At 51.3% G+C, this 6,324-nt stretch carries 9 protein-coding genes; all 9 read left to right on the forward strand.

Annotation, left to right across the window (positions count from 1 at the left end; all coding sequences use genetic code 11):
* Positions 1-126: 126 nt before the first annotated feature.
* A complete protein-coding gene (gene fkpA / locus INF77_RS12815; protein WP_193532535.1) occupies positions 127-948 on the forward strand; it encodes an FKBP-type peptidyl-prolyl cis-trans isomerase in 822 nt (273 codons plus the stop codon).
* Positions 949-1,113: 165 nt separating this feature from the next.
* On the forward strand, positions 1,114-1,836 hold the full coding sequence (locus INF77_RS12820; RefSeq protein ID WP_014885489.1) for a transcriptional regulator: 723 nt from the start codon (positions 1,114-1,116) through the stop codon (positions 1,834-1,836).
* A complete protein-coding gene (gene tusD / locus INF77_RS12825; protein WP_028014640.1) occupies positions 1,836-2,222 on the forward strand; it encodes a sulfurtransferase complex subunit TusD in 387 nt (128 codons plus the stop codon). Before INF77_RS12820 ends, tusD begins: the two co-directional genes overlap by 1 nt.
* Positions 2,222-2,581, forward strand: a complete 360-nt coding sequence (gene tusC, locus INF77_RS12830; protein WP_028014639.1) for a sulfurtransferase complex subunit TusC — start codon at positions 2,222-2,224, stop codon at positions 2,579-2,581. The genes tusD and tusC overlap by 1 nt, the downstream gene beginning before the upstream one ends.
* Positions 2,582-2,588: 7 nt before the next feature.
* Positions 2,589-2,876, forward strand: coding sequence for a sulfurtransferase complex subunit TusB (gene tusB / locus INF77_RS12835; protein WP_193532534.1), 288 nt, complete (start codon positions 2,589-2,591; stop codon positions 2,874-2,876).
* Positions 2,877-3,000: 124 nt separating this feature from the next.
* Positions 3,001-3,375, forward strand: a complete 375-nt coding sequence (gene rpsL / locus INF77_RS12840; protein WP_000246815.1) for a 30S ribosomal protein S12 — start codon at positions 3,001-3,003, stop codon at positions 3,373-3,375.
* Between the two features lie 96 nt (positions 3,376-3,471).
* On the forward strand, positions 3,472-3,942 hold the full coding sequence (gene rpsG, locus INF77_RS12845) for a 30S ribosomal protein S7 (RefSeq protein ID WP_003861706.1): 471 nt from the start codon (positions 3,472-3,474) through the stop codon (positions 3,940-3,942).
* A gap of 96 nt (positions 3,943-4,038) precedes the next feature.
* Positions 4,039-6,153 carry an elongation factor G gene (gene fusA / locus INF77_RS12850; RefSeq protein ID WP_028014637.1) on the forward strand — a complete coding sequence of 705 codons (2,115 nt, stop codon included), beginning with the start codon at positions 4,039-4,041 and terminating at the stop codon, positions 6,151-6,153.
* Between the two features lie 69 nt (positions 6,154-6,222).
* Positions 6,223-6,324 (forward strand): GTP-binding protein (locus tag INF77_RS12855; RefSeq protein WP_029364778.1); only part of this gene is annotated, 102 nt, incomplete at its 3' end.

A 6,324-nucleotide genomic window follows, 5' to 3' on the forward strand; every position in this document is an offset into this window, starting at 1 on the left:
AAAATAGTCTGAAAAGTGGCGAGAATTGGAAGTGTCTGTCTGTAGATTTCTTCCGCAACGTTTTATAGTACGTCACTCATTTACGTTTAACGCTGGGGTGAGAGTCCCCAGGCCCTGGAGATATGGATGAAATCACTGTTTAAAGTAACGCTGCTGGCGACGACGATGGCTGTTGCACTGAACGCGCCGCTGTCATTCGCTGCTGATACTGCTGCGAAGCCTGCTGCCACTGCAGACAGCAAAGCGGCGTTCAAAAATGACGACCAGAAATCCGCCTACGCACTGGGCGCATCTCTGGGCCGCTACATGGAAAACTCTCTGAAAGAACAAGAGAAACTGGGCATCAAACTGGACAAAGCCCAGCTGATCGCGGGTGTTCAGGACGCCTTTGCTGATAAGAGCAAACTGTCTGACCAGGAAATCGAACAGACTCTGCAGGCGTTCGAAGCGCGCGTGAAGGGTGCCGCTCAGACCAAGATGGAAGCGGACGCTAAAGACAACGAAGCGAAAGGCAAAGCCTACCGCGAGACCTTTGCTAAAGAGAAGGGTGTGAAAACCTCTTCTACTGGTCTGGTGTACAAAGTTGAGAAAGAAGGTACCGGTGATGCGCCTAAAGACAGCGACACCGTTGTGGTGAACTACAAAGGTACGCTGATCGACGGTAAAGAGTTCGACAACTCTTACACCCGTGGTGAACCTCTTTCCTTCCGTCTTGACGGTGTGATCCCAGGCTGGACTGAAGGCCTGAAAAACATCAAAAAAGGCGGCAAAATCAAGCTGGTTATCCCACCGGATCTGGCCTATGGCAAAACTGGCGTCCCGGGTATCCCGGCTAACTCCACGCTGGTCTTCGACGTAGAGCTGCTGGACATCAAACCAGCGCCGAAAGCGGATGCGAAACCGGAAGCGCAGGCAGATCAGAAAGCTGCGACAGACGCTAAGAAGTAATGTGATGCAAACCGCCGCCTTTTAAGGCGGCGGTTTTTTATTGTGGGGCAGATATAATTAACACTGGAAAGCGTTAGGCACGCTGTATTAATTTAGTTGTCCGTGTAGATAATGAGCCTGCCCTGAAAACCTAACGACAGGCTCCTGAAAAGGAGTGTTTTTTTCATGTCCAGGTCGCTTTTAACCAACGAAACCAGTGAACTTGATTTGCTGGATCAACGTCCTTTTGACCAGACCGACTTCGATATTCTGAAATCCTATGAAGCGGTAGTGGACGGGTTAGCGATGCTCATTGGTTCCCACTGCGAAATCGTATTGCACTCCCTGCAAGATCTGAAGTGTTCCGCCATCCGCATTGCTAATGGTGAGCATACCGGCCGTAAAATTGGTTCGCCAATTACCGACCTTGCATTGCGTATGTTGCATGACATGACCGGCGCGGACAGCAGCGTCTCAAAATGTTATTTCACCCGCGCCAAAAGCGGCGTGCTGATGAAATCAGAAACCATCGCGATTCGAAATCGCGAGCATCGTGTGATTGGGCTGCTGTGCATCAACATGAACCTTGATGTGCCATTCTCGCAGATCATGAGCACCTTTATTCCGCCAGAAACGCCAGACGTTGGCTCTTCTGTTAACTTTGCCTCCTCCGTTGAAGATCTCGTCACGCAGACGCTTGAGTTCACCATTGAAGAGGTCAATGCTGACCGCAACGTATCGAACAACGCCAAGAATCGCCAGATCGTACTCAATCTCTACGAGAAAGGGATTTTCGACATTAAAGATGCCATCAACCAGGTGGCCGATCGTTTGAACATCTCCAAGCATACGGTTTACCTCTACATCCGTCAGTTCAAAAGCGGCGATTTCGTGGGGCAAGATAAGTAATGCGTTTTGCATTAATGGTGACGGGCCCGGCGTATGGGACTCAACAGGCCAGCAGCGCGCTGCAGTTTGCGCATGCGCTGCTGGCGGCCGGACACGAACTGGCGAGCGTCTTCTTCTATCGGGAAGGGGTGTATAACGCGAACCAGTTTACGTCGCCGGCGAGCGACGAGTTTGATCTGGTCCGCGCCTGGCAGGCGTTAAATGAAAAGCAGGGCGTTGAGCTGCATATCTGCGTGGCGGCGGCGCTGCGTCGCGGCGTGACGGATGCAGCGGAAGCCGAGCGCCTGGGATTATCAGGCGCTAACCTGCAGCCTGGTTTTTCGTTGAGTGGTCTGGGCGCATTGGCTCAGGCGGCGTTAACCTGCGACAGAGTGGTGCAATTCTGATGAAGCGTGTGGCATTTGTTTTTACTTCTGCGCCGCACGGCAGCACCTCTGGCCGCGAAGGCCTGGATGCGCTGCTTGCGACATCGGCGTTAACAGAAGATATCGGTGTCTTCTTTCTGGGGGACGGCGTGCTTCAGCTTCTGGCGGGCCAACAGCCGCAGGCCATTCTGGCGCGCGACTACATCGCTACCTTCAAAGTGCTGCCGCTTTACGATATCGAAACCTGCTATGTCTGTGCCGACTCTTTAACGGCGCGCGGTTTAAGCGATAAGACGCCTTTTGTGCTGGATGTGACGACCTTACCTGCCGCAGCACTGCGTGAACAACTATCCCACTACGACACCATTCTGACTTTCTGAGGCTTCCATGCTCCATATTCTCAGCCATTCACCATGGCAATGTTATATCGACACGCTGTTGAGCATGCTGCGCGAAGGTGACGATCTGCTGCTGATTCAGGATGGCGTGCTCGCTGCACTTGAAGGTGGACGTTTCGTTGAAATTCTCACGAATGCCCCCATAACGGTCTCTGCGCTGAAGGACGATCTGGATGCGCGGGGTCTTTCTGGTCAAATTTCAGCCAAAATTGACGTGGTTGGCTATACTGATTTCGTCAATCTTACTGTGACGCACGCCAGTCAAATGAACTGGTGATTTGAGATCGCTGTATATTTCTTGACACCTTTTCGACGTAGCCCTAAAATTTCGCGTCCTCATATTGTATGAGGTCGTTTTATTACGTGTTTACGAAGCAAAAGCTAAAACCAGGAGCTATTTAATGGCAACAGTTAACCAGCTGGTACGCAAACCACGTGCACGCAAAGTTGCAAAAAGCAACGTGCCTGCGCTGGAAGCCTGCCCGCAGAAACGTGGCGTATGTACTCGTGTATATACCACCACTCCTAAAAAACCAAACTCCGCACTGCGTAAAGTATGCCGTGTGCGTTTGACTAACGGTTTCGAAGTGACTTCCTACATCGGTGGTGAAGGTCACAACCTGCAGGAGCACTCCGTGATCCTGATCCGTGGCGGTCGTGTTAAAGACCTTCCGGGTGTTCGTTACCACACCGTTCGTGGTGCGCTGGACTGCTCAGGTGTTAAAGACCGTAAGCAGGCTCGCTCCAAGTACGGCGTGAAGCGTCCTAAGGCTTAATGGTTCTCCGTTAAGTAAGGCCAAACTGATTTATCTTAATGTCAAACTAAACTCGTAGAGTTTTGGACAATCCTGAATTAACAACGGAGTATTCCCATGCCACGTCGTCGCGTCATTGGTCAGCGTAAAATTCTTCCAGATCCGAAGTTCGGATCAGAACTGCTGGCAAAATTTGTAAATATCCTGATGGTAGATGGTAAAAAATCTACTGCAGAAGCAATCGTATACAGCGCGCTGGAGACCCTGGCTCAGCGTTCTGGTAAAAATGAACTGGAAGCTTTCGAAGTCGCTCTCGACAACGTTCGCCCAACTGTAGAAGTTAAGTCCCGCCGCGTTGGTGGTTCTACTTATCAGGTTCCAGTTGAAGTTCGTCCGGTTCGTCGTAATGCCCTGGCAATGCGTTGGATCGTTGAAGCTGCTCGTAAACGCGGTGATAAATCCATGGCTCTGCGTCTGGCGAACGAACTTTCTGATGCTGCAGAAAACAAAGGTACTGCAGTTAAGAAACGTGAAGACGTTCACCGTATGGCAGAAGCCAACAAGGCGTTCGCACACTACCGTTGGTAATCCCTTCGGAGTATTAGTCACCAGGCGGGCGCTTCAGAGAAGCTGCCCGCTCTGGGTAACTTAACTGAACGCCTAAAGAAACAAACGAGGAATCAAATGGCTCGTACAACACCCATCGCACGCTACCGTAACATCGGTATCAGTGCGCACATCGACGCCGGTAAGACCACTACTACCGAACGTATTCTGTTCTACACCGGTGTAAACCATAAAATCGGTGAAGTTCATGACGGCGCAGCCACCATGGACTGGATGGAACAGGAGCAGGAGCGTGGTATTACCATCACCTCCGCAGCGACTACTGCATTCTGGTCAGGTATGGCTAAGCAGTACGAACCGCATCGCGTAAACATCATCGACACCCCGGGCCACGTTGACTTCACCATCGAAGTAGAACGTTCCATGCGTGTTCTTGACGGCGCGGTAATGGTTTATTGCGCAGTTGGTGGTGTTCAGCCACAGTCTGAAACCGTATGGCGTCAGGCGAACAAATATAAAGTTCCACGCATCGCGTTCGTTAACAAAATGGACCGTATGGGTGCTAACTTCCTGAAAGTTGTTGGCCAGATCAAAACCCGTCTGGGCGCGAACCCTGTTCCGCTGCAGCTGGCAATTGGTGCTGAAGAAGGCTTCACCGGCGTTATCGACCTGGTGAAAATGAAAGCCATCAACTGGAACGATGCAGACCAGGGCGTTACCTTCGAATACGAAGATATCCCGGCTGAGATGCAGGACCTGGCTGACGAATGGCACCAGAACCTGATCGAATCCGCTGCTGAAGCTTCTGAAGAGCTGATGGAGAAATACCTGGGTGGTGAAGAACTGTCTGAAGAAGAGATCAAAAAAGCTCTGCGTCAGCGCGTTCTGAACAACGAAATCATCCTGGTAACCTGTGGTTCTGCGTTCAAGAACAAAGGTGTTCAGGCGATGCTGGATGCGGTAGTTGACTACCTGCCATCCCCGGTTGACGTTCCTGCGATCAACGGCATCCTGGACGACGGTAAAGATACTCCGGCTGAGCGTCACGCAAGTGATGACGAGCCGTTCTCTGCACTGGCGTTCAAAATTGCTACCGACCCATTCGTGGGTAACCTGACCTTCTTCCGCGTTTACTCTGGTGTGGTTAACTCTGGTGACACCATCCTGAACTCCGTGAAAGCGGCGCGTGAACGTTTTGGCCGTATCGTACAGATGCACGCTAACAAACGTGAAGAGATCAAAGAAGTTCGTGCGGGCGACATCGCTGCAGCTATCGGTCTGAAAGACGTGACCACTGGTGACACCCTGTGTGACCCGGATCACCCGATCATTCTGGAGCGTATGGAATTCCCTGAGCCGGTAATCTCCATCGCGGTTGAACCAAAAACCAAAGCTGACCAGGAAAAAATGGGTCTGGCTCTGGGCCGTCTGGCGAAAGAAGACCCATCATTCCGCGTATGGACTGATGAAGAATCTAACCAGACCATCATCGCTGGTATGGGTGAACTGCACCTGGACATCATCGTTGACCGTATGAAGCGTGAATTCAACGTTGAAGCGAACGTGGGTAAACCTCAGGTTGCTTACCGCGAAGCGATTCGCGCGAAAGTTACCGATGTTGAAGGTAAACACGCTAAGCAGTCTGGTGGTCGCGGTCAGTACGGTCACGTTGTGATCGACATGTACCCACTGGAGCCGGGCTCTAACCCGAAAGGTTACGAGTTCATCAACGACATCAAAGGTGGTGTAATTCCTGGCGAATACATCCCAGCCGTTGATAAAGGCATCCAGGAACAGCTGAAAGCGGGCCCTCTGGCTGGCTATCCGGTTGTTGACATGGGTATCCGTCTGCACTTCGGTTCTTACCACGACGTTGACTCCTCTGAACTGGCGTTTAAACTGGCTGCGTCTATTGCCTTTAAAGAAGGCTTTAAGAAAGCAAAACCAGTTCTGCTTGAGCCAATCATGAAGGTTGAAGTAGAAACTCCTGAAGAGAACACCGGTGACGTTATCGGTGACTTGAGCCGTCGTCGCGGTATGCTGCGTGGTCAGGAATCCGAAGTAACTGGCGTTAAGATCCACGCTGAAGTTCCGCTGTCTGAAATGTTCGGATATGCAACTCAGCTGCGTTCTCTGACCAAAGGTCGTGCATCATACACCATGGAATTCCTGAAGTATGATGATGCGCCTAACAACGTTGCTCAGGCCGTTATTGAAGCCCGTGGTAAGTAATCCACAGGATTAAAACCTAAGTCCCGTGCTCTCTCCAGAGGGGAGAGCACTATAGTAAGGAATATAGCCGTGTCTAAAGAAAAATTTGAACGTACAAAACCGCACGTCAACGTTGGTACTATCGGCCACGTTGACCATGGTAAAACTACCCTGACCGCTGCAATCACTACC

Origin of the sequence: Enterobacter cloacae complex sp. P1B (genome assembly GCF_014982345.1) — a bacterium.
Classification (GTDB): domain Bacteria; phylum Pseudomonadota; class Gammaproteobacteria; order Enterobacterales; family Enterobacteriaceae; genus Enterobacter; species Enterobacter bugandensis.

Bases quoted from the DNA above. Each gene is read 5' to 3' on its own strand.
- fkpA (WP_193532535.1), top strand. From the start codon at position 127: ATGAAATCACTGTTTAAAGTAACGCTGCTGGCGACGACGATGGCTGTT.
- INF77_RS12820 (WP_014885489.1), top strand. From the start codon at position 1,114: ATGTCCAGGTCGCTTTTAACCAACGAAACCAGTGAACTTGATTTGCTG.
- tusD (WP_028014640.1), top strand. From the start codon at position 1,836: ATGCGTTTTGCATTAATGGTGACGGGCCCGGCGTATGGGACTCAACAG.
- tusC (WP_028014639.1), top strand. From the start codon at position 2,222: ATGAAGCGTGTGGCATTTGTTTTTACTTCTGCGCCGCACGGCAGCACC.
- tusB (WP_193532534.1), top strand. From the start codon at position 2,589: ATGCTCCATATTCTCAGCCATTCACCATGGCAATGTTATATCGACACG.
- rpsL (WP_000246815.1), top strand. From the start codon at position 3,001: ATGGCAACAGTTAACCAGCTGGTACGCAAACCACGTGCACGCAAAGTT.
- rpsG (WP_003861706.1), top strand. From the start codon at position 3,472: ATGCCACGTCGTCGCGTCATTGGTCAGCGTAAAATTCTTCCAGATCCG.
- fusA (WP_028014637.1), top strand. From the start codon at position 4,039: ATGGCTCGTACAACACCCATCGCACGCTACCGTAACATCGGTATCAGT.